Origin of the sequence: Chroococcidiopsis cubana SAG 39.79 (assembly GCF_003991895.1) — a bacterium.
Classification (GTDB): domain Bacteria; phylum Cyanobacteriota; class Cyanobacteriia; order Cyanobacteriales; family Chroococcidiopsidaceae; genus Chroococcidiopsis; species Chroococcidiopsis thermalis.
This window is the reverse complement of the sequence record NZ_RSCK01000007.1, coordinates 111,872-138,396: the sequence shown is the minus strand read 5'-3', so window position 1 is coordinate 138,396 and position 26,525 is coordinate 111,872. Positions and strand designations below refer to the sequence as shown.

General features: G+C 45.7%; 25 protein-coding genes. 19 read left to right on the top strand and 6 right to left on the bottom strand.

Translation table 11 applies throughout. The annotated features are described in order from the left end of the window. Positions 1-66: 66 nt before the first annotated feature. The 5 genes from DSM107010_RS07110 (at position 67) to DSM107010_RS07090 (ending at position 5,045) form a co-directional block, all read left to right on the top strand. Positions 67-957: a glycosyltransferase gene (locus tag DSM107010_RS07110; RefSeq protein ID WP_106168991.1), complete on the top strand. Its 891-nt coding sequence runs from the start codon at positions 67-69 to the stop codon at positions 955-957. Positions 958-1,008: 51 nt separating this feature from the next. Continuing rightward, a complete protein-coding gene (locus tag DSM107010_RS07105) occupies positions 1,009-2,166 on the top strand; it encodes an ISL3 family transposase (RefSeq protein ID WP_106168993.1) in 1,158 nt (385 codons plus the stop codon). Continuing rightward, positions 2,144-2,455, top strand: coding sequence for a glycosyltransferase (locus DSM107010_RS07100; protein ID WP_322506032.1), 312 nt, complete (start codon positions 2,144-2,146; stop codon positions 2,453-2,455). The genes DSM107010_RS07105 and DSM107010_RS07100 overlap by 23 nt, the downstream gene beginning before the upstream one ends. Before the next feature lie 567 nt (positions 2,456-3,022). Continuing rightward, a complete protein-coding gene (locus tag DSM107010_RS07095; protein WP_106168989.1) occupies positions 3,023-4,459 on the top strand; it encodes a sugar transferase in 1,437 nt (478 codons plus the stop codon). A 232-nt stretch (positions 4,460-4,691) separates the two neighbouring features. Then, entirely contained in the window at positions 4,692-5,045 is a 354-nt protein-coding gene (locus DSM107010_RS07090; RefSeq protein ID WP_015156599.1) for a DUF6464 family protein, read from the top strand. Between the two features lie 20 nt (positions 5,046-5,065). On the opposite strand, the gene fmt is transcribed toward DSM107010_RS07090, so the two are convergent. Then, positions 5,066-6,058, bottom strand: coding sequence for a methionyl-tRNA formyltransferase (fmt, locus tag DSM107010_RS07085; protein ID WP_106168988.1), 993 nt, complete (start codon positions 6,056-6,058; stop codon positions 5,066-5,068). A gap of 142 nt (positions 6,059-6,200) precedes the next feature. Then, positions 6,201-6,725, bottom strand: coding sequence for a DUF937 domain-containing protein (locus DSM107010_RS07080; RefSeq protein WP_106167500.1), 525 nt, complete (start codon positions 6,723-6,725; stop codon positions 6,201-6,203). 222 nt (positions 6,726-6,947) lie between these two features. On the opposite strand from DSM107010_RS07080, the gene purH reads away from it, so the two are divergent. Both purH and clpB read left to right on the top strand, forming a co-directional pair. Beyond that, positions 6,948-8,531 carry a bifunctional phosphoribosylaminoimidazolecarboxamide formyltransferase/IMP cyclohydrolase gene (gene purH, locus DSM107010_RS07075; protein WP_106167501.1) on the top strand — a complete coding sequence of 528 codons (1,584 nt, stop codon included), beginning with the start codon at positions 6,948-6,950 and terminating at the stop codon, positions 8,529-8,531. 149 nt (positions 8,532-8,680) lie between these two features. Further along, entirely contained in the window at positions 8,681-11,308 is a 2,628-nt protein-coding gene (clpB, locus tag DSM107010_RS07070) for an ATP-dependent chaperone ClpB (RefSeq protein WP_106167502.1), read from the top strand. A gap of 78 nt (positions 11,309-11,386) precedes the next feature. Here the strand turns inward: clpB and DSM107010_RS07065 are convergent, their stop codons facing one another. Next, a complete protein-coding gene (locus tag DSM107010_RS07065) occupies positions 11,387-12,031 on the bottom strand; it encodes a helix-turn-helix domain-containing protein (RefSeq protein WP_015156594.1) in 645 nt (214 codons plus the stop codon). A 152-nt stretch (positions 12,032-12,183) separates the two neighbouring features. Here DSM107010_RS07065 and DSM107010_RS07060 point away from each other — a divergent pair, with 152 nt between their 5' ends. From DSM107010_RS07060 to DSM107010_RS07025, 9 genes are all read left to right on the top strand, one after another. Then, complete coding sequence (locus tag DSM107010_RS07060) at positions 12,184-13,425, top strand: FAD-dependent oxidoreductase (RefSeq protein ID WP_106167503.1); 1,242 nt, start codon at positions 12,184-12,186, stop codon at positions 13,423-13,425. Positions 13,426-13,427: 2 nt separating this feature from the next. After that, positions 13,428-13,685 carry a sarcosine oxidase subunit delta gene (locus DSM107010_RS07055; protein ID WP_127022654.1) on the top strand — a complete coding sequence of 86 codons (258 nt, stop codon included), beginning with the start codon at positions 13,428-13,430 and terminating at the stop codon, positions 13,683-13,685. A gap of 12 nt (positions 13,686-13,697) precedes the next feature. Beyond that, positions 13,698-16,598, top strand: a complete 2,901-nt coding sequence (locus DSM107010_RS07050) for a 2Fe-2S iron-sulfur cluster-binding protein (protein WP_106167505.1) — start codon at positions 13,698-13,700, stop codon at positions 16,596-16,598. Next, positions 16,595-17,248 carry a methylglutamate dehydrogenase gene (locus DSM107010_RS07045; RefSeq protein ID WP_106167506.1) on the top strand — a complete coding sequence of 218 codons (654 nt, stop codon included), beginning with the start codon at positions 16,595-16,597 and terminating at the stop codon, positions 17,246-17,248. The genes DSM107010_RS07050 and DSM107010_RS07045 overlap by 4 nt, the downstream gene beginning before the upstream one ends. A gap of 56 nt (positions 17,249-17,304) precedes the next feature. After that, positions 17,305-18,633 (top strand): type III glutamate--ammonia ligase, encoded by a 1,329-nt coding sequence (glnT, locus tag DSM107010_RS07040; RefSeq protein ID WP_106167507.1) that lies wholly within the window; start codon positions 17,305-17,307, stop codon positions 18,631-18,633. A 216-nt stretch (positions 18,634-18,849) separates the two neighbouring features. Next, a complete protein-coding gene (locus DSM107010_RS07035; protein WP_127022651.1) occupies positions 18,850-19,740 on the top strand; it encodes a class II glutamine amidotransferase in 891 nt (296 codons plus the stop codon). A 2-nt stretch (positions 19,741-19,742) separates the two neighbouring features. After that, on the top strand, positions 19,743-20,423 hold the full coding sequence (locus DSM107010_RS07030; RefSeq protein ID WP_127022666.1) for a GltB/FmdC/FwdC-like GXGXG domain-containing protein: 681 nt from the start codon (positions 19,743-19,745) through the stop codon (positions 20,421-20,423). Then, positions 20,407-20,532: a hypothetical protein gene (locus DSM107010_RS42090; protein WP_277871316.1), complete on the top strand. Its 126-nt coding sequence runs from the start codon at positions 20,407-20,409 to the stop codon at positions 20,530-20,532. The genes DSM107010_RS07030 and DSM107010_RS42090 overlap by 17 nt, the downstream gene beginning before the upstream one ends. 33 nt (positions 20,533-20,565) lie before the next feature. Next, positions 20,566-21,930 (top strand): FMN-binding glutamate synthase family protein, encoded by a 1,365-nt coding sequence (locus tag DSM107010_RS07025; RefSeq protein ID WP_106168076.1) that lies wholly within the window; start codon positions 20,566-20,568, stop codon positions 21,928-21,930. Positions 21,931-21,947: 17 nt separating this feature from the next. Here DSM107010_RS07025 and DSM107010_RS07020 read toward each other — a convergent pair whose 3' ends face one another. Next, a complete protein-coding gene (locus tag DSM107010_RS07020; RefSeq protein ID WP_015156585.1) occupies positions 21,948-22,367 on the bottom strand; it encodes a fasciclin domain-containing protein in 420 nt (139 codons plus the stop codon). 147 nt (positions 22,368-22,514) lie between these two features. Here DSM107010_RS07020 and DSM107010_RS07015 point away from each other — a divergent pair, with 147 nt between their 5' ends. From DSM107010_RS07015 to DSM107010_RS07005, 3 genes are all read left to right on the top strand, one after another. After that, complete coding sequence (locus DSM107010_RS07015; protein WP_106168077.1) at positions 22,515-23,774, top strand: ABC transporter substrate-binding protein; 1,260 nt, start codon at positions 22,515-22,517, stop codon at positions 23,772-23,774. A gap of 80 nt (positions 23,775-23,854) precedes the next feature. Next, on the top strand, positions 23,855-24,691 hold the full coding sequence (locus DSM107010_RS07010) for a carbohydrate ABC transporter permease (protein WP_241994148.1): 837 nt from the start codon (positions 23,855-23,857) through the stop codon (positions 24,689-24,691). A 77-nt stretch (positions 24,692-24,768) separates the two neighbouring features. Further along, a complete protein-coding gene (locus tag DSM107010_RS07005; protein ID WP_015156582.1) occupies positions 24,769-25,098 on the top strand; it encodes a peptidase M35 in 330 nt (109 codons plus the stop codon). A 40-nt stretch (positions 25,099-25,138) separates the two neighbouring features. Here the strand turns inward: DSM107010_RS07005 and thyD are convergent, their stop codons facing one another. Continuing rightward, positions 25,139-26,056, bottom strand: coding sequence for a thylakoid membrane protein ThyD (thyD, locus tag DSM107010_RS07000; protein WP_106168079.1), 918 nt, complete (start codon positions 26,054-26,056; stop codon positions 25,139-25,141). A gap of 57 nt (positions 26,057-26,113) precedes the next feature. After that, positions 26,114-26,485, bottom strand: a complete 372-nt coding sequence (psb28, locus tag DSM107010_RS06995) for a photosystem II reaction center protein Psb28 (protein WP_015156580.1) — start codon at positions 26,483-26,485, stop codon at positions 26,114-26,116. Positions 26,486-26,525: the final 40 nt, after the last annotated feature.

Below are 26,525 nucleotides of genomic sequence, written 5' to 3'. Positions count from 1 at the left end.
TAGTGCCTAGTACACGTTTGATTTATTGTTCGTTCAAAAACTTTCATTCTTATAACAATATTGAAAATGAAAATTGCCTTTATTGTTGAGTCATGTCTTACTGGAGTTGGTAGTCATGTCTGCATAATTTGCAATAATTTAGCTAAAAACCACGAGGTTCACTTGCTTTATTCATCTGCAAGAGCGGATGCCTCTTTTCAAAAAGAGTTATTACATTTTAGTAATATTGGTGTACGGCTTCAAGAAATTCAGATGTCACGCAATATCAACTTAGTATCAGACTGGAAAACGATTCAAGCAATTTCAAACTATATGCGTGAAAATGGTCCTTTTGATATTATCCACTGTCATAGTTCAAAAGCAGGAGTGACTGGACGGATCGCCTCAATATTGAATGGCATGAGTCACAAAACACTCTATACTCCCAATGGTTTAGCAACATTATCGACTGAAGCGGTAGGATTTAAAGCATTACTAATATGGCTAGCTGAATTATTGCTAGGTTATTTAGCGTGTCAAAAAGTTATCGCTGTATCTCAGGACGAACAAGCTTATATGTTAAAAACTTTTAAATTCAATTCTAATAAAGTTAAGGTTATAGAAAATGGTATTTCCTTGCCTCGTCCTTCTCATCCTCGTCAGGTGATTCGACAAGAGTTAGGTATTCCTGACGATGCTTTAGTTTTTGGCTTTACAGGTCGATTAACATATCAAAAAAATCCCGAACTTTTACTCACAGCCTTTCACAATCTCAATCATCCCCAAAGCTATCTTCTATTTGTTGGTACTGGAGAGTTACTAGATAGCCTCAAACAAACAACTAATCCTCGCGTAATTTTTACAGGTGAGAGAACTGACGTTCCAAACTTACTTAATGTTTTTGATGTTTTTGTTTTACCAAGTCGCTATGAAGGACTCTCTCTATCTGCTATGGAGGCGATGGCGGCGGCTCTCTAGGAAAGTTGGGGTAAAATGTATTTGGGGCGACCAAATACTCCTGTAAAAGTGATGGACTTTCATTTAGATAGACTCCTTGCCTTACCCGATGTGACTGTCGAGAGCTGTCAGGAAATCGAAGAAGATATTTGCCTAAATTTGAGACTATTAAATGAGGGAATTAATTGTCCTCATTGCCAGCATTATACAGAAGATATTCACCAAAATAGACCAGGTTTAATTAGAGACCTATCCATTTGTGGTAGAAGAGTATATTTGAAAGTTCCTCGCCGTCAATTTAGGTGTAGCCACTGTGGGAAATCGCCACGAGAACCGCTGTTATTCCTCAAACCTTATCGTCGTCATACTAAACGTTATGAAGAGTATATTTACCAGCGCGTAGTGGCGACAAACATTGAGCAAGTCAGCCGTGAAGAAAAACTTAATTATGATGAAATCAAAGGAATATTTGACTACATTAGCCGTCAACATCTAAAAAAAAACTGGCAACCAGCTAAACGAATAAGCATAGATGAAATTAGTAGCCATAAAGGGCATCAAGACTTTAAGACAGTCGTGAGTGACATCGACCGAGGAAAACTGTTGGAAGTAATTGATAGCCATACTCAGGCTGGTGTGGCAGAAGCATTGAAGTCACAGCCGTCTCAACTGAGGAACCAGGTAGAAGAAGTAAGTGTAGATATGTGGGGTGGTTTTCCTAAAGTCATTAAACAAGTCTTTCCCAATGCCCAGATTGTTTTCGACCGATTTCATGTGATGAAGACAGTCAATGATGAACTAAATAAATTGAGAAGACGATTAGGAGTAACCAGTAAAAGAAGTCGGTATTTACTCCTGAAAAATGCAGCAAACTTAACTTTAGAAGAACAGACAGAGTTAGATAGGGTACTAGCCCCATCTCCCTGCTTAAGAATTGCCTATGAACTTAAAGAAGAGCTGCACTTAATTTATGAAACCAGTCGGACTTTCACTCAAGGCAAAAACAAAATCACCAAATGGTTGCGGTTGGCACAATTATTTTATCACTCAGCAAGCCGGACTATTCGCCAACATCTAGATGGGATTTGTAACTACTTTATCCATCGAACAACTAGTGGCACCATGGAGGGAATCAACAACAAAATTCAGTTAACTAAACGTCAAGCTTATGGTTTTACTAACTTTAATCATATGCGCTCGCGCTTGATTGCTGCCTTTGATTGTAAATAAAAGTCATCCCCACAAACCCAAAAGAGCCATGGCGGCTTCATTACCAATTATTTGTACTCGAACTTTTGGAGCTTGCGATTTAGTAATTGAAGGAGTCAATGGTTTTATTGTAGAATCAGAAAATGTAACTGAATTAGTGTACGTAATGAGAAAACTAGCTACATCTTCGCCATTACGTCAATCTATGAGTCGAGCATCAAAACTTCGATTTGAGGAAATTTTTTCAGCAGATCGCATGATGCAGTCTTTAAATAAGTTATACACATCTCTTTCTACAATCCAGATCTAGGCATATTAGGAGGAGAGTCAGCCGTCGCTCAGCTCTCAGGTAAACTTACTCTCAGTGCTAGCGATTTTATTATTGCCTAAGTGAGTCTTAACTATTCTAAGGTTAAGCTGAGTGCAAAATAGAGGTGCGCAGCGAACCACGCACCTCTATTTTGTATCTTTTCATTCTACATACTTGAATTCACCGAGTTTCTTGATAAATCATTTATCTAAAAGCAAAAATTTTCCGTATATTTGCTGCACTGAAAAATTGGCAGCCGACTTTACTATTAATTTATCACTTATATGGCAATCCTATTTGATTCATGAACGTGGAGTAGGCTTCTAGCCTGCCGCAGGCTAGAAGCCTACTTTACAAATTATTTAGAACTGCTATATACACACTACAAACAACCATCTCAATCAGAAATAGAGGCTTAATTCGATCGCAAATCAAATTGTATTCTGACAAGCAATAGATATATTAATTCTTCTCGATCTTTAAGCCAAAGCAGAGTATATGAGATCGAATGCATCAATCTCTATTCTCAAATATATTTCCCAATTTTCAGTTTACCATTCATAGATTATGACATCTACTAGTAGTGTTTTATCCGATCGGTACGCTCGGGATTTACGCGCTCCGTTATTTAGCCAACTCGGAAAAAGAATAGGTCAGCGCTGGAGAAGACTGATTACATTATTGCTATTTGATATTTTTGCTTTACTGATATCCTGGCAAGTGACAGCAAGCTTTGGCGAGCCTTTTTATTTACTTAATGACAATAAAGATAGTTTACTCGCGATCGCCACAATTATTGCATTTCAAGTTAGTCTACTAGCTTCACAAGAGCTATATCAAGCTGGGGACAAACGCCGAGATTATATTAATATTGCTAAAACTCTGACAATCGCTCATTTACTACTATTATCGGTCGTCTTCTTTTTTCAAGATTCAAGAAATATTTTGCATCAATCTTTAATCCTCTCTGGAGTTTTAAGTGTTACTTTGGTTTGCAGCTTTAGATATAGCATAGATATTGCCATTGACAATCTGCGAGAACAAGGCTTTCTTCGTTATCCTATATATTTAATCTCTAAGCTCGAAGATAAAAACTCAGCTATTAAGTTGTTAGATAGCGATCGAAGATATGATTTTGCTGGTTGGGTAGATATTACTACTATAAATGAACGAGATAGTGTCTTACAAGATATTTATAGATCGAAAGTGTCAGATGTTTTGATCTATTCTTGGGAAGGTATTACTTCTCAACCTCTTTTCTATATCAAACTCAAAAATGCAGGGGTTAATATACATGTTTTACCTACGGCATTGCAAGTTGTTGAGCAAAAGATTAAGTTGAGATTTTTAGGCAGTATTCCCACTTTTGAACTCAGCTCTTACTTAACCATAGGCGGCGATTTTTTAATCAAAAGATGCTTTGATTTCATTTTTGCGATCGCACTTATTTTGCTGTTAATCCCCGCTTATTTGTTGATAGCATTGCTAATCGCCATAGATTCATCTGGTTCTATTTTTTATAAGCAGAATCGTATGGGGTTGCACGGCAAAACTTTCCAAATCTGGAAATTTAGGACTATGAAAACTGATGCAGACCGATCGCAAAAAAGTGTAGAGTTCAGTCATCAGTGGAAAGATGGTGCTTTGTTTCAAACAAAAAACGACCCACGTATTACTCGTATAGGCAAATTTTTGAGGCGCTATAGTTTAGACGAACTACCACAACTATTTAATGTCGTGCGCGGTGAGATGAGCTTAGTTGGACCGCGACCAGTACCAAACTCAGATGTAGAGAAATTTGCCGATCGCCATTTTATTCGCTACCAAGTTTTACCCGGTATGACTGGCTTATGGCAAGTTAGTCGGTCTAATACTGATGATTATGAAATCGATAAGGTTGTCAATTTAGATGTCAAGTATATGGAAAACTGGTCGCTGGGGTTGGATATCCAAATCCTACTCAAAACGATCGCGGTAGTGCTGGGTCGCAAAGGTGCGTATTAAGTAAGTCAAAAGTTAAAAGGCAAAAGTCAAAATGTCTGGGACTGATAGTGGCAAGCGGTTCAATCGCGCCAATCGCGCAAGTTAAATGCATGGCGACTTAGTATTGCGATCGAGGCTTTAAGCATGATGTTTCTAGTTTACCAATCCTAAAACATCGTCTCAAACTGCCCAGACAAAGGTGATTGTGCGATACCATCCAAAAAGTAGTCGGCATTACACCTGAATGTGAGTTATGGAACCAGATTTACTAACCGAGGTTATTCTGACGCATCCGCGTCAGTCCCTCGGCAAAGTTATGCTCGATTGGACTCCCCAACCAGGGAACTATTTAGATTTAGAAGGAAAAACCTACGCTGTTTTAGAACGTCGCCACCGCTATCAATTGAAAGCGGGGCGTTATCGTTTAAATAAGATTGCTCTTTACGTACAGTCAGCGGCGCGACCAGCAGAGAAAAGTTTTGTAGAGGGACGTTGGGTGATTGGCGATGCTAGCTGTCGCTTCAACGCCCATTCTGAGTTGATCCGTTGTGCGGTAAACCCAGAGGGACCGTGCGATCGCTGTCGCTATTATGAAACCCATATGTAGAAAGGCAAAATATTGCACCTCTACAAGAATACCTCTCCCACAGTTAAGCGGTTGCCGTTGACAAAATCCCAGCCTGACTGAGGGCGTTTTCCTGCTGGCTGGACTTCCCGTAATAATATTAAACCTGCACCAGTTTGAATGATGGCTCCTATACCCTTAACCGTCTGAACGATTTCCCCAGGACGGCGATCGCTTGACAAATCGGCAAATTTATGAATTAGCTGCTGCAACTCTGGTGATAGCTGCGACGTATAGGCAGCATCTAAAGGTACAGTAGCAAGTATTTTGAGAGCGCGATCGCGAAAGGTAGCCGTGCAATTGGGATAGAAACCTCTAATTTGATTGTGCAGCGCGATCGCAGTTTTTGACCAATCGAGGGCATAATTCTCTTTTTTAATCAAAGGCGCGTATGTGGCTTCGTCGTTATTTTGGGGAACGGGTGCGATCGCCTGACTTGCTAATTGCAACAGCGTTTCTATTAATAAATCTGCCCCCAACGTTGATAGTCTGGCGGCTAACTCGTAGGCATTGTCTAGGATATGAATTGGCGTATATGCTTTCAGCAGCATTGCCCCCGTATCCATTCCCGCATCCATCAACATCGTCGTGATTCCGGTTTCCGTCTCGCCGTTATACAAACACCACTGTATGGGCGCAGCACCGCGATACTTGGGTAAAATCGAGCCATGCACGTTAATACAACCCAAGCGTGGCAGATCGAGAATCTGCTGAGAAAGAATTTGTCCGTAGGCAGCAACAACAAAAAAATCTGCCCCAGACTGTTCTAATAAATTCAGAGTTTCAGCATCCTTTTTCACCCTTGAAGGTTGCCACACAGGTATTTGCCGTGCTGTCGCAACAGTTTTTACGGGTGAGGGTGTTAATTCATTGCCTCGTCCTCGACGCTTATCTGGTTGAGTGACAACCGCTACAACGTCAAACTCTGGATGACTGAGTAGCTTTTCTAGAGTTGGAACGGCAAATTCGGGAGTACCGAAGAAGATGATTTTCATCAGGGAATGCTTGGGGGCGAGGGGGACAAGGAAGACAAGGAAGACAAGGGAGACAAGGGAGACAAGTCACAATTAACTGACTGCACCCCACACCCCACACCCTACACCCTACAACCCACACCCCACACCCCACACTCTTGTATTACCGACTCAAGTAGCGACTTGCCATTTGCATTGCATCAGCTACATCCACATCTCCATCGCGATCGGCATCTAGAAAAGCATTGAGGACGGGATTAGCGCCGCCTTGGGGGTTTTGAGTCTGAGTCCCAGATTGCAGCAAATTTAATACTAGCGGTACGAGTACGGGTAGCATCTGCTGGATCGAACCTAAATTCAGTCCTGTCATCTGGGCAATTTGTTGAATCAGTTGTTGCTGTTGGTTAGAAGAAAACAGAGTATTCACAGCTTGAGGGCTGGGTTGCGTGCCGCTATATTGATTGACGATCGCCTGTGCTTGTGCTTCGCCATTCACGGCGCGTTGCTGTTGTAAGGATGAGCGTACCTGACCACCCACTAATGATAATACTGATTGTAGGGTAGAAGGGTCTGCACCAGTATTGTTGCTGAGCTGTTGGATCGTGTTGACAATAGCACCAATTTGACCTGCGCTACCAGCTTGGTTAGAGTTACCGACTGCACTGACGATTTGATCGAAGAGTCCCATTTACTCTAATCCTCCATTTAACATCTCCATAATGTCTAATACCATGAATTGGTCATTGGTCATTGGTCATTGGTCATTGGTCATTGGTCATTGGTTATCTGTATTTTTACCACGACTCCCGACTCCCGACTCCCCGATCGCTGACAATTGATAACTGTCAACCAACAACTAACAACGTACAATAGTTCTTTGTCTGAATTGAATTGCAAAGGACTGGGAACTATGGCACGTTTGGCGCTGCTGAGTGTATCTGATAAAACAGGGCTGATCGATTTTGCCCGTAGTTTGGTAGAAGAATTTGGTTTTGAGATTGTGAGCAGCGGTGGAACAGCTCAAGCGATTCAAGCAGCAGGAATACCAGTAACTAAAGTTGCAGATTACACTGGTTCGCCAGAAATTCTCGGCGGGCGGGTCAAAACTCTTCACCCTCGGATTCATGGTGGCATTTTAGCACGACGGGACGTACCGCAAGACGTGTCAGATCTGGAGGCTAATGATATCCGCCCTTTCGATCTAGTGGCAGTCAATCTCTATCCTTTCGAGCAAACGATCGCCAAGCCTGACGTAACTTTAGCAGAAGCGGTAGAACAAATCGATATTGGTGGACCCGCAATGATCCGAGCAGCGGCTAAAAATTTTGCCCATTTAACCGTGTTGTGCGAACCAGCAATGTACGCAACATATTTGCAGGAATTACGCCAACAAGGGGAAGTCTCATTTGAATTCCGCGCTGCTTGCGCCCAAAAAGCTTTTTGGCATACATCGAATTACGATCGCGCGATCGCTTCTTTTTTGGGGAGTCGGGAGTCGGTAGGGGCGCGCAGCAGTGCGCCCGTACAGGGGAGTCGGGAAGAATTACCGCAACAGCTTGCAATTTCAGGCAAGCAAGTTCAATCTCTACGCTATGGGGAAAATCCGCATCAGCCTGCGGCATGGTATCAAACGGGAACGAGTGCAACGGGTTGGGCGGCTGCGACAAAACTCCAAGGGAAGGAATTGAGTTATAACAATTTAGTCGATCTAGAAGCAGCAAGGCGCATAATTACAGAATTTACCGATCTCCCTGCGGCGACAATTATTAAACATACAAATCCCTGCGGTACGGCGTTGGGAACTACAATTTCTGAAGCTTATGAAAAGGCTTTTAACGCAGATTCAGTTTCAGCTTTTGGGGGAATTGTTGCCTTAAATCGGGCAATTGATGCAGCTACAGCTACAGCGTTGACAAAAACATTTTTAGAATGCGTCGTTGCCCCAGAATGCGAACCAGAAGCACGGGAAATTCTGGCTAGTAAATCTAAAGTTAGGGTTTTGATATTACCAAATGTAGAGACGTTACATGAAACGTCTTTACATACAATAAAAGCGATCGCGGGTGGTTTCTTGGTACAAGCATCTGACGATCTTGTTGCCGATACTAAACAGTGGCAGATGGTGACAGAAAAACAACCAACTCCCGCCCAGTTAGAGGAATTGCTATTTGCTTGGAAGGTGTGCAAGCACGTTAAATCAAATGCCATTGTCGTGAGCCGCGATCGCGCTACTCTGGGTGTAGGGGCGGGACAAATGAATCGCGTCGGTTCGGTACAAATTGCTTTAGAACAAGCCGGAGAAAAAGCGCAAGGTGCAGTATTAGCTAGCGATGGGTTCTTTCCTTTTGATGATTCAGTCAAAACAGCCGCCGCTGCTGGCATAACTGCGATCGTTCAACCTGGTGGAAGTCTCAGGGATGCAGATTCAGTTAAGGCAGCAAATGAATTGGGAATTGTGATGGTGTTGACAGGTGTAAGGCACTTTTTGCATTAGGTCACTAATCATTCGGGAATACCCCGTATGGATTGCGTAAACACCGATCTTGCATCCTATGTCTGTATTTCTACAATGACGATAGAGGGAGGCATGAGCCAGAAATAGCTCTAATGGTTAGTAGATTTTAGCGGAGGGGAGAGTAACGGATGCAACCCACTAATCCCAATCAATTTACCGAAAAAGCCTGGGAAGCGATCGCCCATACCCCAGATATTGCTAAAGCCGTTCCGCAGCAGCAAATTGAAAGCGAACACTTAATGAAAGCGCTGCTGGAACAAGAAGGCTTGGCAAGTAGTATTTTTAATAAAGCTGGTGTTAATGTCACGAAGTTACGCGATCGCATCGAGCAATTTATTAAACGTCAGCCCAAACTTTCTGGTAGCGTTAGCTCTGTTTATCTAGGACGCAGCCTCGATACCCTATTAGATAGAGCTGATGCTTACCGTCAGGAATTTGCTGACGAATACATTTCGATCGAGCATTTGTTGTTAGCTTACGCTAAGGACGATCGCTTCGGTAGGAGTTTATTTCAAGAGTTTGGGTTAGACGAAAACAAACTAAAAAATACAATTAAACAAGTGCGTGGAAATCAGAAAGTGACCGACCAAAATCCAGAAGGCAAATACGAAGCACTCGAAAAGTACGGACGTGACTTGACTGACGCTGCCCGTCAAGGTAAGCTCGATCCCGTAATCGGACGGGACGATGAAATTCGTCGCACAGTCCAAATTTTGTCTCGCCGCACTAAAAACAACCCCGTACTGATTGGCGAACCTGGTGTCGGTAAAACTGCGATCGCCGAAGGCTTAGCACAGCGGATTGTCGCTGGTGACGTACCCCAGTCGCTTAAAGACCGCAAGTTAATCGCCTTAGATATGGGAGCATTAATTGCAGGGGCGAAGTTTCGGGGTGAGTTTGAAGAACGTCTAAAAGCGGTATTGAAAGAAGTCACCGAGTCTAAAGGTAATATAGTCCTATTTATCGACGAAATTCATACCGTTGTCGGTGCGGGTGCTACCCAAGGGGCGATGGATGCAGGGAACTTGCTCAAACCAATGCTAGCGCGGGGTGAACTGCGTTGTATTGGGGCGACAACTTTGGATGAGTACCGCAAATATATTGAAAAAGATGCGGCGTTGGAACGACGTTTCCAACAAGTTTATGTCGATCAACCCAGCGTAGAAGATACAATTTCGATTCTGCGCGGTTTGAAAGAACGGTATGAAGTTCACCACGGGGTAAGAATTTCCGATAGTGCTGTGGTTGCAGCAGCTACTCTGTCAAATCGGTACATTAGCGATCGCTTTTTACCCGACAAAGCAATCGACTTGGTAGACGAGGCGGCGGCGCGGCTGAAAATGGAAATCACCTCAAAGCCGGAAGAATTAGACGAGATCGATCGCAAGATATTGCAATTAGAAATGGAACGCTTATCTTTAGAAAAAGAGAGCGATCCGGCTTCGCGAGAAAGGTTAGGACGGTTAGAAAAAGAAGTTGCCGATCTCAAGGAAGAACAAGCGGCGCTTAACGCTCAATGGCAGTCTGAAAAGGATGTTATTAATAAAATTCAGTCTGTCAAAGAAGAGATCGATCGCGTCAACGTCGAAATTCAGCAAGCAGAAAGAGATTACGATCTCAATAAAGCGGCAGAATTAAAATATGGAAAATTGACCGATTTGCATCGACAATTGGAAGCCGCAGAAAGTCAGTTAACCCAAACGCAAACAACGGGTAAATCGTTGCTACGGGAGGAAGTTACTGAAGCCGATATCGCTGAAGTTATTTCTAAGTGGACGGGTATTCCAATCAGTAAGTTAGTCGAAACTGAGAAAGAGAAACTACTCAACTTAGAAGACGAATTGCACCATCGTGTCATCGGGCAAAATGAAGCAGTGACAGCTGTAGCTGATGCGATTCAGCGATCGCGTGCTGGTTTAGCCGATCCAAATCGTCCGATTGCTAGTTTTATTTTCCTCGGTCCCACGGGTGTAGGCAAGACCGAATTGGCGAAGGCTTTAGCCGCATATCTCTTCGACACCGAAGAGGCGTTGGTACGGATCGATATGTCGGAGTACATGGAGAAACACGCCGTATCGCGTTTAATTGGCGCGCCTCCTGGTTATGTAGGTTATGACGAAGGGGGACAACTGACTGAAGCGATTCGCCGTCGTCCGTATTCTGTCGTGTTATTCGACGAAATCGAAAAAGCACACCCAGATGTTTTCAACGTCATGCTGCAAATTTTAGATGACGGTAGGGTGACGGATGCTCAAGGTCATACGGTGGATTTCAAGAATACCATTGTGATTATGACCAGCAACATCGGTTCGCAATACATTTTAGATATTGCCGGGGATGATTCGCGCTATGAAGAAATGCGCGGTCGGGTGATGGAAGCGATGCGCAATAGTTTCCGTCCAGAATTCCTCAACCGAATTGATGAGATTATCATCTTCCACGCTCTACAACTACAAGAATTGCGGCAGATTGTCAAGTTGCAAATTCAGCGACTGGAACAAAGACTGGGCGATCGCAAGATGTCGTTGCGTCTTTCTGATGCTGCTTTAGATTTCTTGGCAGAAGTAGGTTACGATCCCGTATTTGGTGCGCGTCCTTTAAAACGAGCAATTCAGCGGGAATTGGAAACGCAAATTGCTAAGTCAATTCTGCGGAATGAATTCAACGACGGCGATACGATTTTTGTTGATGTGGAAAACGAACGTCTTGCTTTTAAGCGTTTGCCCGTGGAGATATTAACGACACAATCTAATTAATTAATAGGTGGGTAAATGCCCACCTATTTTTTTACACTTGTCCTATAAGATCGAGTTTTTTCTGTACATCACTGCTCCCTACTCCCTGCTCATGCGATCGCCATCAGATGTGGCATAGTGAATTATCGCAAGAAAGCGAATCGGTAACTCGATCAGTTTTTCAGGACCATGAGGAATATCACCGCGAAAAGTCAATGCGTCACCAGGTTCTAGTAAGTAAGTTGATTGTCCGTGACGGTATTCAAGCTTTCCTTCCAGCATATAAATGAACTCAACCCCAGGATGCTCGAAGGTGGGAAACACTTCGGAAGCGTCATCCATAGCGATCAGAAAAGGCTCAAATAGTTTTGTCGAACCGCGATCGTATGCCAGCAGGTGATAGGTATGTCCTCGCTTTGTACCGCGACGCACGACTTCCATCCCTTCACCGTTTTTCACATGCTGGGCGCTGCCTGTGGGTACGTCGTAATTGCGAAAGAAGGCTGACAGAGAAATGCCTAAAGCACGGGCAATTTTGGTTAATGTTTCCAAACTCGTAGCAGTTTGAGCGTTTTCAATCTTGGACAACATCCCCCGCGAAATTCCCGTCTGTTCCGAAATTTCGGCAATGGTGAGTCCGAGTTTTTGACGCATTTCTCGAATCGTACTGCCGATGTAGCGTTCGAGCGGATCGACGGCTGGTACTTGGGAACGCTCCAGTCCATTTGCCGTGGCATCTGTCATGCGCTTACCTCACAGTATGGGAGCAGTGTAGAGAAACAGCGCTGGCTACCATTTCACCTTACATCGTTTTGAATCATAGCAGGAAACTTTGTTGACACCCAGAAATCTTTGATGCATGATATTCAGCAAAGGTTCCTGTCAGGAAACTTACGATGCCTCTGAATCTGCTGAAATTTGCGCTGGCGAAGCAGCATCCAGAACCCGCAATGTTCCGCCATCGCGATCGCCTCAAACCAAATTACGATGCTGTCATCATTGGTGCAGGCGGACACGGACTGGCAGCCGCTTATTATCTGGCGCGAGATTATGGCATGACCGATATAGCCGTTCTCGAAAAAGGTTATCTTGGCGGCGGAAATACGGGACGCAACACGACGATTATTCGCTCCAACTATCTCACCCCAGAAGGCGTAAAGTTTTACGATGAATCGCTGCGACTCTGGCAAGACTTAGCGCAAGATTTTGACCTGAATTTGTTTTATTCCACGCGGGGACATTTCACTCTAGCTCATACTGACTCTGCGGTAAGAACTATGCGTTGGCGGGCGGAGGTTAACAAGCATTTCGGCATTGAGAGCGAATTAGTCGAGCCGGATGAAATTAAAAAAGCTTGCCCGCACATGGATTTGACGTGTGGTGGCAAGGCTCCAGTCATGGGCGCACTCTATCACGCACCCGGGAGCATTGCCCGTCACGATGCGGTAGCGTGGGGTTACGGTCGTGGTGCAGATCGGCGGGGAGTCGAAATTCACCAGCAAACAGAAGTTTTGGGTATTCAAGTTGAATCGGGCAAAGTGACAGGAGTACAAACAACTCGCGGCAACATTTCGACACCGCGAGTCTTGTGTGCGGTTGCCGGATTTACACCACGCCTGTTGCAAATGGTAGGACTGCGATCGCCCATTTACGTCCATCCATTACAAGCAATGGTCAGCGAACCAATGAAACCCTGGCTCGATCCGATCGTTGTTTCGGGTAGCTTGCACGTCTACGTCAGTCAAACCGCACGGGGAGAGTTAGTCATGGGAGCCTCACTCGATCCTTATGAATTACATTCCACGCGATCGACCTTGGATTTTGTAGAGGGATTAGCAGCGCATATGCTGGAACTCTTTCCGTTTCTCTCTCATGTTAAAGTTGTGCGGCAATGGGCAGGGATGGCAGATATGACACCTGACTTTGCGCCAATTATGGGTAAAACCGCGATCGCGGGATTTTATCTCGATGCTGGTTGGGGGACTTGGGGCTTTAAGGCAACTCCGGTGTGTGGCAAAACGATGGCGTATACCGTGGCGAGCGATCGCACTCACGAATTAATGACAAAATTCTCTCTCGAGCGATTTAAAAATTATGCGTTGGTGGGTGAAAAGGGTGCAGCATCAGTGGGGCATTAACGATGAAGATGATGACCTGTCCGATTAACGGAACAAGACCGATTTCTGAGTTTATCTGTGGTGGGGAAGTTCGCTCCATGCCCGATCCGCAAACAGTTGACGATGCAATGTGGGCGGAGTACGTATTTAATCGCACTAGCGTACCTGGAATGAAACAGGAATGGTGGTGTCATACACCAAGTAATACCTGGTTTATTGCAGAGCGCAATACGCTGACTGATGAGGTCTTGCGTACCTACTTATATTTATTTATTCGGTGAGGAGGGAGTTGGATGAGCAATCGCCTACCACCCATCTCCGGTGAATGGATCGATCGCAGCCAGCGAATTGATTTCACCTTTGAAGGAAACCGCTTTTGGGGTTATGCCGGAGACACGATCGCGAGTGCGTTATGGGCTGCTGGACAACGAGTACTGGGACGCAGTTTCAAATACCACCGTCCGCGCGGAATTCTGAGTTTGGCGAATCGTGATATTAATGCTCTGATGCAAAATGGGCAACAGCTCAACGTCCGAGCCGATGTCACGCCATTAGAGGCGGGGATGTCTCTGTATGCAGTGAATACGCATGGTGGAGTGATGGGCGATCGCCACAGCATTTTAGATTTTTTCTCGCCGTTCCTCCCAGTTGGATTTTACTACAAAGCCTTTCACAATAAACGACTGTTTCCCTTCTGGGAACGCACGATTCGCAATCTAAGCGGATTGGGCAAAGTCGATTTCTCTACACCGCATATTCGCACGGCAAAGCAGTATGATTTTTGCGACGTGCTAGTCATTGGCGCAGGTGTGGCGGGATTGTCAGCAGCATTAGCCGCAGCCGATGCAGGGGCAAATGTAGTGATTGTGGACGAGAATGCCAGGGCAGGCGGTTCTGGCGAACGATTGACGCAGACGCAAGAACTCGTGGAAGCAGTTAAAAATTGCGATCGCATCCGTCTTTACACCGAAACTGTAGCTGCTGCGTATTATGCCGATCGCTGGATTCCCTTAGTGGATCGAGAACGTCTGACTAAATTGCGGGCAAAAGCGGTCATCATGGCAAATGGGGCATACGAACAGCCTGCCGTGTTTCGCAATAACGACTTACCAGGAGTGATGTTAGCTTCGGCAGCGCAACGGTTGATTTATCGCTATGCTGTCAAACCGATGCAGCGAGCTGTAGTATTGACAGCAAACAGTGATGGTTATCAGGCTGCTTTAGATTTAGCAAAGCATGGCGTTGAGGTGAAGGCGATCGCGGATTTACGATCGACCTACACGACGAACTCAACAACTCAAGCCTTACAAGCGCTTGGTATTCCCATCTTCACCAGCCATTGTATTTACGAAGCCAAGACGAATCCAGCAAGCGATGGCGTTTCGGGTGCGGTAATTTGTCCGCTTGATGCCAACGGCAAACCGCAGACAGAATTCAAACAAGCGATCGCCTGCGATGGGATGATTATGAGTGTCGGCTGGGCAGGCGCGGCAAATTTGCTCTACCAGGCAGGCACAAAAATGCGCTTCGATGAAGGCTTGCAACAGTTCGTTCCCGATCGCTTACCTGCGGGCGTATTTGCCTGCGGACGGGTGAATGGCGTGTACGAGTGCGATCGCAAGCTACTCGATGGTCGTCGGGCGGGATTGGAGGCTGCTGCTTTTCTGGGATTGACAGAACCAGTCGAAATCGCCGCCGCTTCTGGTTCAGAATCCCCCTCACATTCGTGGGCGATCGTAGAACATCCAGCAGGTAAGAACTTTGTCGATTTTGATGAAGACCTTCAGTTGAAAGATTTTCCGAATGCGATTCAGGAAGGATTTGACAATATTGAATTGCTGAAGCGATTTACCACTGTAGGCATGGGACCGAGCCAGGGTAAGCACTCTAACATGAATGCATTGCGAATTTTGGCACGCATTACGGGAAAATCTCCTGCTGAAGTGGGTACAACCACCGCTCGACCGTTCTTTCATCCAGTCCCCTTATCTCACTTAGCCGGACGGGGCTTTACGCCAGAGCGCTATACTCCTTTGCATAGTCGTCATGCTGCCTTGGGTGCTGAGTTCGTGCTGGCAGGGGTATGGCGACGACCTGAATTCTACACCCAACCTGGAAAGAGCCGCGAAGATTGCATTCGGGCTGAAGTGAAAGCCGTGCGGACTCGCGTAGGTGCGATCGATGTTGGGACGTTAGGAAAATTAGAATTGCGCGGGGCGGATGCTGCCGAGTTTTTAGAGCGAGTTTACACTGGACGCTACAGCAATTTGAAATTGGGGATGTCGCGCTATGCACTGATGCTAGACGAGACAGGCATAATTATTGACGATGGTGTCATTGCGCGACTGGGAGCCGAGCATTTTTATTTCACGACGACGACTTCCGGTGCAGCGACGATTTACCGAGAACTGTCGCGGCTGAATACGATGTGGGGGTTAGATTGCGGTTTGGTAAATTTAACTGGAGCGCGATCGGCAATTAACCTTGCTGGAGTTTATGCTCGCGATGTCTTGGCACAACTGACGGATTGCGAGCTTTCCAGTGCTGCTTTTCCCTATCTAGCAGTACGAGAAGCATTGGTGGCGGGAATTGAAGCGATTTTAATCCGAGTTGGTTTTGTAGGCGAGTGGGGTTACGAAATTCACGTTGCGGCTGAGTCGGCTGCGGCTGTTTGGGATGCTCTTTTTGCCGCAGGTAAGGCTTACGGGATTGCGCCCTTTGGCGTGGAAGCACAGCGGCTTTTGCGGTTGGAAAAAGGACATTTGATCGTCGGTCAGGATACCGATGGTTTGACAACTCCGAGGGAGGCTAATTTAGGATGGGCGGTTAAATTAGATAAGCCATTTTTCATCGGTCAGCGCAGCCTGCAAGCTATTGCTAAACGACCGATCGCGCAAAAGTTAGTTGGTTTTACGCTCGACCCTAATCAAGGAACTGCGCCCCAAGAGTGTCATTTGGTCATCGATCGCGGTGAAATTGCAGGTCGCGTTACCAGTATTGCTTTTAGTCCCACGCTTCAGCAGTATATCGGACTTGCTTACGTCAAACCAGAATTAGGGGCGATCGGCGATCTCATTTCGATTCGTTTATCTGATGGCGCACTCGTTAAGGCAACAGTCAGTCCCACACCATTCTACGACCCTGAAAACCAACGCCAGCAGGAAACGACACAACGTCAGGAGGCGATCGCATGAATACTCCTTTGCGTCTGAGTCCAATTCACGATTCACTCCAGTCGCTTAACGGTGTGTGGTGCGACACTAACGGTATGCCTTCCTTAGTAAAGCTACCAGGCGATCGCCAGTCTGTTTCTGTGTTGGGGATTGCCGATCTGTCATTTTTGACCCGCTTTGGCGTGAAAGGAGCAAATGCAACCCAATGGTTAGCTGAGTGGGGACTGCCAATTCCCGATCGCCCTAATACTTGGCATCCTCTACCCGAAGGTGGGATTATTGCTCGGTTGGGACTGACCGAATTTCTAATCGAAGATAGCCTCAACAGCGCGATCGCTCCCCAGTTAGCAACTGCCTGTAAGTCTCCACCCGCAAAAGTTTACCCAGTTTTACGGCAAGATCTCGCTTTAGGACTAGTGGGCGCTCGCGTCAACGAGCTTTTACGCCAAACCTGTAGCTTTAATTTTCAGGCATTATCACTTGGCGATCGTCCGGTCGTTTTGACTAATGCAATTGGTGTCACAGTCACCGTTATCCCGCTTGACATCGAGAGAAAGTTATGCGTTCGCATCTGGTGCGATCGCACGTTTGGTACGTATTTTTGGCAAACCCTGGTTCAAATTGCTACAGAGTTAGGAGGTGGCGCGATCGGCACAGAATCATTTTTGTGACAAAGCTACTCTATTCATGAAATTTGAACAGATCGAGTCAACCTGGAGCCAATCGGATGAATTTAGCAGCAGCCAAAACATTTCTCGAATCGCATCAAGTCAAGTTCGTGCTGGCGCAATTTGTCGATATTCATGGGGTTGCGAAAACCAAAGCCGTACCCGTGGCTCACTTTGAAGATATTTTGCATCCAGGAGCCGGATTCGCCGGATTTGCGGTGTGGGGATTGGGTATGGAGCCGCACAGTCCAGATTACATGGCAGTTGGCGATCTCTCAACTCTATCGCTCGTCCCCTGGATGCCTGGATTTGCGCGAATTGCTTGTGTCGGTCACGTTAAAGGCAAACCTTACCCTTACGATGCTCGCTATATCTTGATGCAGCAGATCGAGCGATTGCAGCAGCGAGGCTGGACGCTTAATACCGGAGTCGAGCCAGAATTTGCCTTACTTCGTAAAGACGAACGGGGGCAGATTTACCCGTTTGATGCTACCGATACCTTGGAGAAACCCTGCTATGACTTTCGCGGATTGTCGCGCAGTGCGGTTTTTCTGGAAAAACTCGTCACTCACCTGCAAGCAGCTGGCTTTGACATTTATCAAATCGACCACGAAGATGCTAACGGACAGTTTGAGATTAACTATACCTACACCGACTGCCTCACGACTGCCGATCGCTACATCTTTTTCAAAATGGCAGCGTCAGAAATTGCTAAAGAACTGGGACTAATTTGCTCGTTCATGCCGAAACCGTTTGCCAACCGCACGGGTACGGGAATGCACATTCATATGTCCATAAGCGATGGCAGCTCGAATCTATTTGCTGACGACAACGACTCGCGGCATTTAGGACTCTCGAAACTGGCGTATCATTTTCTGGGTGGCTTACTCGCTCATGCCGAAGCACTCACTGCTATCTGCGCCCCAACGATTAATTCCTATAAGCGGCTCGTCGTGGGGCGATCGCTCAGCGGTGCAACTTGGGCTCCAGCTTACATCACCTACGGCGACAACAATCGTTCCAGCATGGTACGGATTCCCAGCGGACGCTTAGAACTGCGGCTTGCCGATGGCTCCTGCAATCCTTATCTTGCCACTGCTGCCGCGATCGCTGCTGGATTAGATGGCATTGATAAAGAAATCGATCCTGGCGAACCCTATAACTTGAATTTGTACGATTTATCGGAGGTAGACCTTAAAGACAAGGGTATTCGCACTTTACCCCAGAGCTTGCACGAAGCGATCGCCGCTCTGGAATCAGATGAAGTCATCAAAGGTGCGTTGGGCGTGTTGGCAAATGAATTTATTAACTTGAAACGGATGGAATGGGTGGAATATATGCGTCATGTTTCGCAGTGGGAAGTGGAACGATACTTGGAGTTTTTCTAAAAAAGTTTTTGTATAGTGAGATCCCCCAACCCCCTTAAAAAGGGGGCATTTATTCCTCCCTCTCTAAGGTTGGAGCAACCGACGTAAATTCTTCGCTATATTTCCTGAAAAAGAGGCTTCATTCCCCCCTTTTTAAGGGGGATTAGGGGGGATCGAGATCTCTAACTTCAGTGCGTAACTCTCAAGGTTTTCTAATAAATAAATGTAGGTGCGATCGTGTGTGGAATTGTCGGACTACTAATTAAAAAACCAGAATGGCGAGAATCGCTTGGCGAACTCATGGTTCCCATGCTGATTGGCATGAGCGATCGCGGACCCGACTCTGCCGGACTTGCTGTATTTACTGCTACGCTGCCAGAGCCGCATCGCAAATACAGCCTCTATTCAAAAGACAAATTCGATTGGGATTTGAGGCGATCGTTTCAAGCTGTTTTCGGGACTACACCTGAGATTGAGATCGATGGCAATCGGGCAGTGCTAACTTCGGATCGAGAACCGGATCGCGTCAAGCAATGGCTGAAAGCAAAACATCCAAACCTGCACCTGTTGTCAACAGGTCGGACGATCGATCTCTACAAAGACACGGGGAAACCTGCTATGGTAGCCGATCGCTACAATTTCTCAACGCTGAAAGGCTCTCACGCGATCGCCCATACCCGCATGGCAACAGAATCAGCAGTGACTCCCGATCGCGCACACCCGTTTACGGCGGGAGAAGATTTTTGCCTAGTGCATAACGGTTCTCTTTCCAATCCTTACTCGATTCGTCGTCGTTTAGAACCGCTTGGGATTCACTTTGAAACCGACAACGACACGGAAGCAGCTTGTCGCTTTTTGGAATGGCGGATGCGGGAAGGGGACGATCTAGAAACTGCAATTAAACAAGGCTTTGTCGAGTTAGACGGCTTTTATACGTTTCTGATGGGAACGCCAGACAAGCTCGCTCTGGTGCGGGATGCCTTTGCCTGTAAACCTGCGGTGGTTGCTGAAACTGATGACTATGTGGCGATCGCCTCGGAATTTCGCTCTCTAGCACACCTACCGGATGTGAAAAACGCCCATCTCTACGAACCCGCACCGGAGGAGTTATACGTATGGACGGTGTAACTATGGAAAAGGTGACATTCGACCTCGCCCAAACCCCACTACGCGCAGTCAACCACTACCTGCATCACAACCTGACTCAAACTGGGGGACAAGCGATCGAGATCCTCAACCCCGATGGAGCGCATAATATTGCGGTGGGACTGAATGCCCCAGTTGAGGTAAAAATCCTCGGTCATGCAGGCTACTATGCGGCAAGCATGAACCAGCTAGCAAACGTGACGATCGCCGGGAATGTAGGAACGGGTGTTGCCGAAAACATGATGTCCGGTCGGGTGTATGTCAAAGGCTTTGCCTCGGTTTCTGCTGGAGCCTCCGCCCACGGGGGGTTATTAATTATTGATGGTGATGCCAGCCTGCGTTGCGGCATTTCGCTCAAAGGAGCAGATATTGTTGTCGGTGGCAGTGTGGGCAGCTTTGCCGCATTCATGGCACAAGCTGGACGGATTGTAGTCTGTGGAAATGCAGGGGAAGCACTGGGAGATTCGCTTTACGAAGCCGTAATTTACGTCCGAGGTAGCATTAAATCGCTCGGTGCTGATGCTCAACTCGAACCCATGTCTGAAGCTGATTATGCAACCGTAGCCGAGCTATTAGCAAAAGCAGGTTTTTCCCACAATCCCCAAGATTTCAAACGGGTTGCTTCCGCCAAGCAACTCTATCACTGGAATGAAGAAAGGGAGTAGGGAGCGCACGAGCAGGGAGCAGGGGGGAGACAAGGGAGAGGGGGGAGACAAGGGAGAGGGGGGGAGACAAGGGAGAAAAAACTACCAATTACCAATTACCAATTACTAATTACCACCCATCGTTAAAATTAAAGTATTAATCATGAATCTGCCGTCTCAGTCGCATCAATCTATCTCTCGCGAAGAATCCTGGGGTTACGATCGCCGTATTCTCAACTACATTCAAAACGCAGCGGCACACGGTCTGTACGAAATTCGCGGTTTGGGCGCAAAACGTCGGTTGCCGCATTTTGACGATCTGGTGTTTCTGGGTGCGTCTATGACTCGTTATCCTTTAGAAGGATATCGGGAAAAATGCACTACTAAGACGATTCTCGGCACTCGTTACGCCAAGAAACCGATTCAATTGGAGATTCCGATCGCGATCGCGGGAATGAGTTTTGGTTCGCTATCGGCTAATGTCAAGGAAGCCTTGGGACGTGCGGCAACCGCAGTCGGGACTTCTACCACAACTGGGGATGGTGGCATGACACCGGAGGAGCGCCTGTCTTCAAAAACCTTAATTTACCAATGTCTGCCTTCTCGCTACGGCTTCAACCCTGACGACGTGCGCAAAGCAGATGCGATCGAAATTGTGGTAGGTCAAGGGGCAAAACCAGGTGGTGGCGGGATGTTACTCGGACAGAAGATTAATCCCCGTGTTGCCCAGATGCGGACTTTACCAGAGGGAGTCGATCAGCGCTCTGCCTGTCGTCATCCCGATTGGACGGGTCCCGACGATTTAACTATCAAAATTCAGCAATTACGCGAATTGACCGATTGGGAAAAACCGATTTTTGTCAAAGTGGGTGCATCACGAACTTTTAACGATGTCAAGCTGGCAGTTCATGCCGGAGCGGATGTCGTGGTCGTCGATGGAATGCAAGGGGGGACTGCGGCGACGCAAACCGTGTTTATCGAACACGTTGGTATTCCCACCCTGGCAGCAGTGCGGCAGGCAGTGGATGCCCTGGAAGATATGAATATGAAAGGTGAAGTACAACTAATTGTTTCAGGTGGTATTCGCACGGGAGCCGATGTTGCCAAAGCGATCGCGATGGGTGCAGATGCAGTTTCCATCGGTCAAGCAATTCTGATGGCGTTGGGCTGCAACAGTGAAACTTACGTGCAAAAGGGGACGCATCATTCGGCAATAGAAGACTATACGGCGATCGGGACAGCACCAGGTTACTGCCACCACTGCCACACCGGAAAGTGTCCTGTGGGAGTGACAACCCAAGACGAAATTTTGGAGAAACGCTTAGAACCAGAAGTTGGCGCTCGGCGAGTCAAAAACTATCTGCAAACTCTAAATATGGAACTAACCACGATCGCCCGTGCTTGCGGTAAGCAAAACGTGCATCACTTGGAACGGGAGGATCTCGTCGCGTTGACGATCGAAGCTGCTGCGATGGCACGTCTTCCCCTGGCAGGGACAGACTGGATTCCTGGCGTTCAACCTATGTAATCTCTGGCTTAAAGCCCTTAATGTCCAGCCACGATTGCAGGCATCAACACGGTATCAATAGCGTGAATCGTGCCGTTGTCAGTCACGATATCAGTTTTGAGGATGCTGGCATTATTGACTTTAATTGTACCGTTAGCTGACTCAATTGCTAAAACTGAGCCTTCAACTGTCTCTACTTCGTCAATTTGTCCCAAATCATCAGATCTCACGTCGCCAAAAGCAACATGATAAGTCACGATTTTTTTCAGTTTAGGCAGATCTTGCAGCAGCAAATCTAAAGTTCCCTCTGGCAGTTTGGCGAAGGCTTCGTCGGTTGGAGCAAAAATTGTAAAAATGCCGGGACTCCTAAGAGTTTCTCTCAGTTCGAGAGCATCAATAGCTTTTACTAAAGTTTTGAAGTTTCCCGCGTTGGCAGCAGTTTCTAAAAGATCGCTCATGAGGTAATGCAATTTGATTCATGTAGTACAAGATACTTATAAATTGATTGGGTATCATATAGCTTCTATCAAGAGAGAGGTTGCTAAGAATTAGTTATGATGTTTTTAAATCGGTAATTGACTAACTCTACTTCAGTCTGCTACACAGTGTTTAGAAAAGTTTGGTTATTTCTGATTCTCTTCGTGGTTGGGACGATCGCTTTTACAGGTTGCATGACTGCTAGACAGCTAGAACCTGGAGTTGTCACCATCACTCTGAGCGGTTGGAGCAATCTCAACGAAAAACAACTGCTGCAAAAGGTTTTGAGAGATTTTGAAGCCAAGCATCCACGCATCAAGGTGAAATATGATGCGATCGCTGATGAATATATGGATGTGATGAAAACTAGGCTGATTGGCGAAACAGCCGCAGATGTCTTCTATTTAGAAGCTTTTGCTGCTCCAGAAATTATGCGTCCAGGGGTATTAGAACCGCTAAATAGTTATATTTCTAAAAAGTTCAACTTAGCAGATTTTTATCCTCAATTTCTTCAGGCATTTCAAAAAAAGCAAATAATTTACGGTCTACCTAAAGATTATTCTACCCTTGCCCTATTTTATAACAAAAAAGCTTTTCAATCTGTTGGTCTATCTCAGCCGCCTCAAACTTGGGAGCAATTGCGAAAATATGCCAAGAAATTAACAGTCGATCGCGATCGCGATGGGAGAGTCGAGCGATATGGTTTTGCTTTAGTTCCAGAACTTGCTCGCCAAGTTTTTATTATCGAAGCTTTTGGGGGAAAGTTGATCGACTCGAATGGAGAAGTTGCATTTGCCGAGCCAGAGAGTTTAAAAGGTCTACAATTACTAGTAGATTTATATCGCTTAGATAAATCGGCAGCTCAACCTTCTGATGTTGGCACGAGTTCAGCAGGTGAAATGTTCGGTCAAGAAAGAGTCGCAATGGCGATCGATGGTCCTTGGTTAATTCCCTATTTAAAAGAAACTTTTCCTCAGCTTGAGTATGCTACTGCTGAAGTCCCAACTATTAATCAGAAAAAAGGCACAATGGCTTATACAGTTGCCTATGTGATGAATCGAAAATCGAAACATAAAGCAGCAGCCTGGGAATTAATCTCTTACTTAACCGGACAAGAAGGAATGCAAGCCTGGACGAGCCAAGGTTCTGTATTTCCTACCCGTAGATCTGTAACTGATACCCTACAAGCCGATCGCAATCCTCTTTATTCACCTTTTATTGCTGGAGCTGAATATGCTACTATTTGGCAACTAAATGAAGACTTACCAATTATTCTCAATAATTTTAACAATCAATTTGTCAGTGCTATAATCGGTCAGCAAAGTTTAGTTTCGGCAATGACAAAAGCGCAGAAAACTGCCAATAAAGAAATAGCTTTATCGAAGTAGATATAGGAATTAGAGTGATTGGCGATCGCATTTTTAAAAATAAACCTCAGCCGAGAAATACCTCAGTGGGTTATCTTTTTATGGCTCCTATAATTATTATTTTAGGAGTATTTGTACTTTTACCTATTCTGATTGCCTTGGTTCTAGCTTTTTATAAAATTCAGATTTTAGGAGAATTTAACTACAGATTCAACGGCTTCAAAAACTTCACTCGTCTCCTCAATGACGATCGCGTGTGGATTGCCCTCAGAAATACGGTTGAGTATGTGGCGATCGTCGTCCCAATTCAAACTATAATTGCTCTCGGCTTGGCTTTAATTCTAAATGCTAACTTAAAAGGTAAAAATTGGTTTAGAATTATTTTTTTTATGCCGACAGTTACTTCCTCGGCAGTATTAACGATAATCTTTTTATGGATGTATAATTCAAATGGTTTAATAAATAGCGCTCTGGCTTTTTTAGGTTTACCAACTTATAACTGGATTGGCGATCCAAATGTTGCTTTAAAAGCAATTACAATTATGAATATTTGGTCAACAGCACCTTTATTCATGGTTATTTATCTAGCTGCTTTACAAGATATTCCTGAAAGTCTTTACGAAGCAGCAGCAATTGATGGCGCAAGTTGGTGGGATAAACTAGTTTATATCACTCTACCAAGTCTAAAATCCGTCACATTTTTTGTTGTCGTGATGGGGATTGTTGGTACATTCCAATTATTCGATCAATCATACATTTTCTCTCGCGGTACGGGTGGTCCAGATAACTCGACCTTAACAGTTGTATTGCTGATTTATCAATATGCTTTTAAGAGCTTAGATCTGGGTTACGCCGCAGCAATTGCTTTGATTTTAGCTTTGGCGATCGCCATTACTACACTAATACAACGTTATTTTTTCTCCGAAAAGGCGAATTAATCCAAACGTTATAATACATATATTCGCTCGATCGCACCAGACAGCCAAACGCTACATCGCTGTAAGGAGGAAAAGCTATGAGGTTAGCAAGATTACTGACAGCAATGCTGGCGATCGCATCACTAGCGATCGCCCAACCCGCACGTTCGGACGAAGAACCGATTTTCGATCTTTCCGAAACTCAGTTGCGGTTACCAGGAGAATCGGAGGCTGAGTTAGAAGCAAGGAACGAGCGGCAAAGAGCAGAATTTAATACGGATATTACCAGAGCGCTATACGAAATCGAACAAACTAGAACTTTTGCCCAACCCATTCAAGCAGAATTTCAAAGGAGAGTTTTCGACCTCGAACATCGTCCTTTTACTCCCGATCCAGCTAGAGATCTACCGAGTAATTTCAGGCTATGAGCAGTCAGCAAATTTCACTTTTGCTAGCTAATCCTACCGACTACACAATTGTTTTTAATGCTTCTTTAACACTAGGATATTGATAGTTGAAACCCGATGCTTGAGTGCGTTTGGGTAAAACCTGCTGCCCTTCTAAAACCACGATCGCCCCTTCTCCTAATAATGCCTCGATCGCAAGGTTGGGAACGGGCAACCAGGAGGGACGCTGCATCACCTCTCCCATCGCCTGCGCTAACTCTGACATCCGTACTGGATTTGGTGCTGTCGCATTGAATACTCCTTCCATTTCCGGTTTTGTCAATGCTGCGATAATTAAGTTTACCAAGTCATCGCGATGAATCCATGAAAACCACTGGCGACCGCTACCGATGGGACCACCAGCAAAAAGTTTGAAGGGAGTAATCATTTTGGCGATCGCACCTCCCATTCCCAAGACAATTCCAAAGCGCAAAATTACCAATCGCGTCCCTAATTCCTTGACTTTCTGCGCCTCTGCTTCCCACTCTTGACAGACTTGGGCGAGAAAATCACTACCAGCAGGACTGGATTCATCAAATGTCGCAGTTTCACTCGTCCCGTAGTAGCCAATTGCCGAGGTATTGACTAACACGCTAGGTTTGGGATTTGCTTTGGCGATCGCCTCGACAACTTTTTGCGTCCCTAGCTTGCGACTATTGAGAATTTCTTGTTTGCGTTGGGGTGTCCAACGTCCTTCACCAATTGGTTCTCCGGTTAAGTTGACTACGCCATCACAACCCGCGATCGCATCTTGCCACGCACCCGATTCTGTTGGTGTATAGGCAATAATTTCTACATTTGGAAAAGTAGATTTAGGAAATACTTTTTCTGCTTTATTGACGTTGCGACTAAATACGACAACTTGATGACCTTCTAATTTTAGTCGTTCGACCAGACGACTACCAACAAATCCAGTGGCTCCAGTAATTGCTACTTTCATAAATCTAGGGAGTGTGATTACGTTCTTAGTAAGGGCGCATAGCTATGCGCCTTTATTCTATTTATTTGATTCGCTGAAAGCCATACCGTTAGCCTCTGCATAGCGATTCATAAACCGCATAAATCTCTCCCAGTGGTCTTCTTGCTCGATCGCAAATGTACAATCTAAGCGTTGAAATTCATCTCCGTCCATGCCACCAAAAATGAATTTTGTCGAGTCAGGCGTGACTTGGATTTCACCTTCTTCATCGACCAAACGCACGAAGTTATTGAATTTTTTGGTAAAACTATTGAATCTTTCCAAAGATTTGAGTTGCTCAAAGCGCAGTAAAACCGAACGAACTCCCGAACGGCGATCGCGGCGTAAGCTAACGTTACTCAGTTCTTCGGGAATCCCTTCAAAGAAATAAATTGCAGCTACAGAAGTCATTAGACAGTGACCAGTGACCAGTGACCAGTGACCAGAACAA

Bases quoted from the DNA above. Each gene is read 5' to 3' on its own strand.
- thyD (WP_106168079.1), bottom strand. From the start codon at position 26,056: ATGAAAGTAGCAATTACTGGAGCCACTGGATTTGTTGGTAGTCGTCTG.
- DSM107010_RS07065 (WP_015156594.1), bottom strand. From the start codon at position 12,031: ATGACAGATGCCACGGCAAATGGACTGGAGCGTTCCCAAGTACCAGCC.
- fmt (WP_106168988.1), bottom strand. From the start codon at position 6,058: ATGAAAATCATCTTCTTCGGTACTCCCGAATTTGCCGTTCCAACTCTA.
- DSM107010_RS07090 (WP_015156599.1), top strand. From the start codon at position 4,692: ATGGAACCAGATTTACTAACCGAGGTTATTCTGACGCATCCGCGTCAG.
- DSM107010_RS07020 (WP_015156585.1), bottom strand. From the start codon at position 22,367: ATGAGCGATCTTTTAGAAACTGCTGCCAACGCGGGAAACTTCAAAACT.
- DSM107010_RS07095 (WP_106168989.1), top strand. From the start codon at position 3,023: ATGACATCTACTAGTAGTGTTTTATCCGATCGGTACGCTCGGGATTTA.
- DSM107010_RS07025 (WP_106168076.1), top strand. From the start codon at position 20,566: ATGAATCTGCCGTCTCAGTCGCATCAATCTATCTCTCGCGAAGAATCC.
- DSM107010_RS07030 (WP_127022666.1), top strand. From the start codon at position 19,743: ATGGAAAAGGTGACATTCGACCTCGCCCAAACCCCACTACGCGCAGTC.
- DSM107010_RS07050 (WP_106167505.1), top strand. From the start codon at position 13,698: ATGAGCAATCGCCTACCACCCATCTCCGGTGAATGGATCGATCGCAGC.
- glnT (WP_106167507.1), top strand. From the start codon at position 17,305: ATGAATTTAGCAGCAGCCAAAACATTTCTCGAATCGCATCAAGTCAAG.
- DSM107010_RS07060 (WP_106167503.1), top strand. From the start codon at position 12,184: ATGCCTCTGAATCTGCTGAAATTTGCGCTGGCGAAGCAGCATCCAGAA.
- purH (WP_106167501.1), top strand. From the start codon at position 6,948: ATGGCACGTTTGGCGCTGCTGAGTGTATCTGATAAAACAGGGCTGATC.
- DSM107010_RS07110 (WP_106168991.1), top strand. From the start codon at position 67: ATGAAAATTGCCTTTATTGTTGAGTCATGTCTTACTGGAGTTGGTAGT.
- DSM107010_RS07105 (WP_106168993.1), top strand. From the start codon at position 1,009: ATGGACTTTCATTTAGATAGACTCCTTGCCTTACCCGATGTGACTGTC.
- DSM107010_RS07045 (WP_106167506.1), top strand. From the start codon at position 16,595: ATGAATACTCCTTTGCGTCTGAGTCCAATTCACGATTCACTCCAGTCG.
- DSM107010_RS07005 (WP_015156582.1), top strand. From the start codon at position 24,769: ATGAGGTTAGCAAGATTACTGACAGCAATGCTGGCGATCGCATCACTA.
- DSM107010_RS07010 (WP_241994148.1), top strand. From the start codon at position 23,855: ATGGCTCCTATAATTATTATTTTAGGAGTATTTGTACTTTTACCTATT.
- DSM107010_RS07080 (WP_106167500.1), bottom strand. From the start codon at position 6,725: ATGGGACTCTTCGATCAAATCGTCAGTGCAGTCGGTAACTCTAACCAA.
- DSM107010_RS42090 (WP_277871316.1), top strand. From the start codon at position 20,407: ATGAAGAAAGGGAGTAGGGAGCGCACGAGCAGGGAGCAGGGGGGAGAC.
- psb28 (WP_015156580.1), bottom strand. From the start codon at position 26,485: ATGACTTCTGTAGCTGCAATTTATTTCTTTGAAGGGATTCCCGAAGAA.
- DSM107010_RS07055 (WP_127022654.1), top strand. From the start codon at position 13,428: ATGAAGATGATGACCTGTCCGATTAACGGAACAAGACCGATTTCTGAG.
- clpB (WP_106167502.1), top strand. From the start codon at position 8,681: ATGCAACCCACTAATCCCAATCAATTTACCGAAAAAGCCTGGGAAGCG.